The following is a 3,151-nucleotide window of genomic DNA, read 5'->3' as shown; positions in this document are numbered from 1 at the left end:
GATTGATATTGCGATGCAACAATCACGTGTGCAACCGTTCCGACCGCACCCGGCCCGCCGAGCCACCGCCAGCGCCCCCCCCCTGCCCGGCGGCGACAGGTAAAATCCCGGTTTTCCCGTGCCGAAGACTGCCTGCCATGAGCGACGCCACCTCCGCCCCGCTGACCCAGCACTACGTTGAAGAACTGGAGGCGATCCGCGCCCAGGGCCTGTTCAAGTCCGAACGCATCATCACCAGCCCGCAGTCGGCCGAGATCACCCTGGACGACGGCCGCACGGTGCTGAACTTCTGCGCCAACAACTACCTGGGCCTGGCCGACCACCCCGACCTGATCCAGGCCGCCAAGGACGCGCTGGACAGCCACGGCTTCGGCATGGCCTCGGTGCGCTTCATCTGTGGCACCCAGGACCTGCACAAGCAGCTGGAACAGCAGATCGCCACGTTCTTCGGCAAGCAGGACACCATCCTGTACGCGGCCTGCTTCGATGCCAACGGCGGCCTGTTCGAGCCGCTGCTGGGCGAGAACGACGCCATCATCTCCGACGCGCTCAACCACGCCTCGATCATCGACGGCGTGCGCCTGTGCAAGGCCAAGCGCTTCCGCTACGCCAACTGCGACATGGCCGACCTGGAAGCCCAGCTGCAGGCCGCCGATGCCGCCGGCTGCCGGACCAAGCTGATCACCACCGATGGCGTGTTCTCGATGGACGGCTTCATTGCCCCGCTGGACGAAATCACCGCGCTGGCGAAGAAGTACAACGCGCTGGTGCACATCGACGAATGCCATGCCACCGGCTTCCTGGGCGCCACCGGCCGCGGCTCGGCCGAGGTCAAGGGCGTGCTGGAGAAGATCGACATCATCACCGGCACCCTGGGCAAGGCGATGGGCGGCGCGCTGGGTGGCTTCACCTGCGCCAGCAGCGAAGTGGTCGAACTGCTGCGCCAGCGTTCGCGCCCGTACCTGTTCTCCAACTCGCTGCCGCCGCACGTGGTCGCCGCCGGCATCAAGGCGTTCGAGATGCTGGCCGCCGCCGACGACCTGCGCAGCACGCTGGCCGAGAACACCGCCTACTTCCGCGAGAAGATGACCGCGGCCGGTTTCGACGTGAAGCCGGGCGTGCACCCGATCAGCCCGGTGATGCTGTACGACGCGCCGCTGGCGCAGAAGTTCGCCGAGCGCCTGCTGGAAGAAGGCATCTACGCGATCGGCTTCTTCTTCCCGGTGGTGCCCAAGGGCCAGGCACGCATCCGCACGCAGATCAGCGCCGCGCACACGCGTGCGCACCTGGACCGCGCCATCGATGCGTTCACCCGCATCGGTCTGGAGCTGGGCGTGATCAAGGGCTGAGTGCCGCACGGCGCTACCGCCGCACCCGCGCATTCCGGGGGGTAGAGCCGACCGTTGGTCGGCTGCCCTCCGTCGCAGGTCATCAGCCGTAGATGTGGGGTCATCACCATCCGACACGGGGCACGTCTTGCGTGCCCCAGCCGGCCAACGGTCGGCTCTACCGTCGGTGCGACGCGCGCGGCGGGGTTACTTCTTCTTTTTCTTCTTGTCCTTGGCCTGTTCCTTGCTGGCCACCACCACCGGTGCGGCGACCGGGCGGTCCTGGCCGTTGCCCTTGGCCACGCGGATGCCGTTGGCCTTCATCCAGGCGTCGAACTCGTCGGCCGACATCTTCTTGTCGCCGTTGCTCATCATGAAACGGTAGCTGCCGCGGCCGTCGAGTTCAGGGGTCGTGACTTCCACCACCTTGTCAGCCACCGGCGCGTCCGCCTTGGCGGTGTGCTTGTGTCCGCCGCAGGCAGCCAGCAGTGCGGCCGACGCCAGCAGGCAGGCGCCGCGGAACAGGGAAAGGTTGAGGCGTTGGGCGTGCATGGGGGAATCTCCCGGGAGTGAATGGAACGTCGGGTACAAGGCCATCCATTGCCCGGTTCGGTCGGCCTGCCACGCACGGGCAGGCCAGGAAGTCACGGCGGGGCCACGGCACCGTCGGCCGCGGCATACAGCAGGTCCAGGTCGTGCGCGCTCAGTTCGCGCCAGGTGCCCTTGCCCAGCGCACCCATCGGCAGTTGCCCGATGGCCACGCGCACCAGGCGCAGCACGTTGATGTCCAACGCGGCCAGCAGGCGGCGGATATGCCGGTTGCGGCCTTCTTCCAGCACCACTTCCAGCCAGGCGGTCTTGTCGCCACTGCGCAGCAGGGTGGCGCGGCGCGCGCGCAGATGCTCGCCTTCGTCCTCCACCCCGGTGCACAACGCCTGCAGCTGCGCAGCATCGGGAATGGCGTCGATCTGGACGTGGTAGGTCTTGTCCGGGCCGGTGGCGGGGTCGGTCAGGCGCGCGGCCCATTGCGGGTCGTTGCTGAACAACAGCAGGCCTTCGCTGGCTTTGTCCAGGCGCCCGACCGGCGCGATCCACGGGAGGCCGGCACCATCGAAACAGCGGTAGACGGTGTCACGGCCCTGCTCGTCCTGGGCGGTGGTGACCAGGCCGCGCGGTTTGTTGAGCATCAGGTGGATGCGGCGTGGCGCATCCAGCGGCTGGCCATCGACGCGCACGTGGTGGCGACCGTCGATGATGGGAAATTCGGGGTTGTTGATGACGCGGCCATCAACGGTGACGCGGCCTGCCTGGATCCAGCGCGCCGCTTCGGTGCGCGAACACAGCCCGGCCTTGGAGAGCACGCGCGCCAGGCCATGGCGCGGTGCATCGTCGCTGCGCGGACGTGTTACCGGTGACGCACGCCGCTCGGGGCGGCGTGGTCGAGAGGCAGGCGCGGCAGGGGGCCGGCGTGTGCTCATCGTGCTCCGCGCAGGGCGGCTTACTTCTTCTCGCCCGGCTTGGTGTCAGCCGGTACTTCGGCCGCGGCCGGGGCTGCAGCGGGAACCGGACGCGCCTTGACCACGCGCACGCCACGGGCCTTCATCCAGGCATCGAATTCTTCGGCGGTCATGCGCTTGCCGTTCTGGCTCATGTCAAAGCGCCACGGCGTATTGTCAAATTCGGTGGCCGGCTTGTAGGCGGCCGGGTCGTTGGCCTTGATCGCCGGTGCGCCGGGCATGGCCTTGGCGATGTTCTGGCAGCCATCGATGCGCAGGCGCTGCAGGACGCGATCAAGCGACTGCTGCTGGTCGAAGTTGGAGGTG

The 3,151-nt window shown here is 67.8% G+C and carries 3 protein-coding genes and 1 pseudogene; 1 reads left to right on the top strand and 3 read right to left on the bottom strand.

Annotated elements, in window-relative coordinates:
- Positions 1 to 137 precede the first annotated feature (137 nt).
- The gene (gene kbl, locus DBR34_RS16645) at positions 138 to 1,349 is read left to right on the top strand and encodes a glycine C-acetyltransferase (RefSeq protein WP_128097623.1); all 1,212 of its coding nucleotides are present in this window, start codon (positions 138 to 140) and stop codon (positions 1,347 to 1,349) included.
- Between the two features lie 186 nt (positions 1,350 to 1,535).
- Here the strand turns inward: kbl and DBR34_RS16640 are convergent, their stop codons facing one another.
- From DBR34_RS16640 to DBR34_RS16630, 3 genes and pseudogenes are all read right to left on the bottom strand, one after another.
- Complete coding sequence (locus DBR34_RS16640) at positions 1,536 to 1,880, bottom strand: hypothetical protein (protein WP_128097622.1); 345 nt, start codon at positions 1,878 to 1,880, stop codon at positions 1,536 to 1,538.
- A gap of 92 nt (positions 1,881 to 1,972) precedes the next feature.
- Positions 1,973 to 2,806, bottom strand: coding sequence for a pseudouridine synthase (locus tag DBR34_RS16635; RefSeq protein WP_128097621.1), 834 nt, complete (start codon positions 2,804 to 2,806; stop codon positions 1,973 to 1,975).
- A 20-nt stretch (positions 2,807 to 2,826) separates the two neighbouring features.
- Positions 2,827 to 3,151: pseudogene (locus DBR34_RS16630) on the bottom strand (hypothetical protein); the annotation flags it as partial.

The sequence above is a fragment of the Stenotrophomonas sp. HMWF003 genome, from assembly GCF_003061285.1.
GTDB classification, from domain to species: Bacteria; Pseudomonadota; Gammaproteobacteria; order Xanthomonadales; family Xanthomonadaceae; genus Stenotrophomonas; species Stenotrophomonas maltophilia_AP.
The sequence above is the reverse complement of the archived record's forward strand: the minus strand, read 5'-3'. Positions and strand labels throughout refer to the sequence as shown.

What these genes read in the sequence shown, in the direction of transcription:
- kbl (WP_128097623.1), top strand. Translation starts at nt 138, where the DNA reads ATGAGCGACGCCACCTCCGCCCCGCTGACCCAGCACTACGTTGAAGAA.
- DBR34_RS16640 (WP_128097622.1), bottom strand. Translation starts at nt 1,880, where the DNA reads ATGCACGCCCAACGCCTCAACCTTTCCCTGTTCCGCGGCGCCTGCCTG.
- DBR34_RS16635 (WP_128097621.1), bottom strand. Translation starts at nt 2,806, where the DNA reads ATGAGCACACGCCGGCCCCCTGCCGCGCCTGCCTCTCGACCACGCCGC.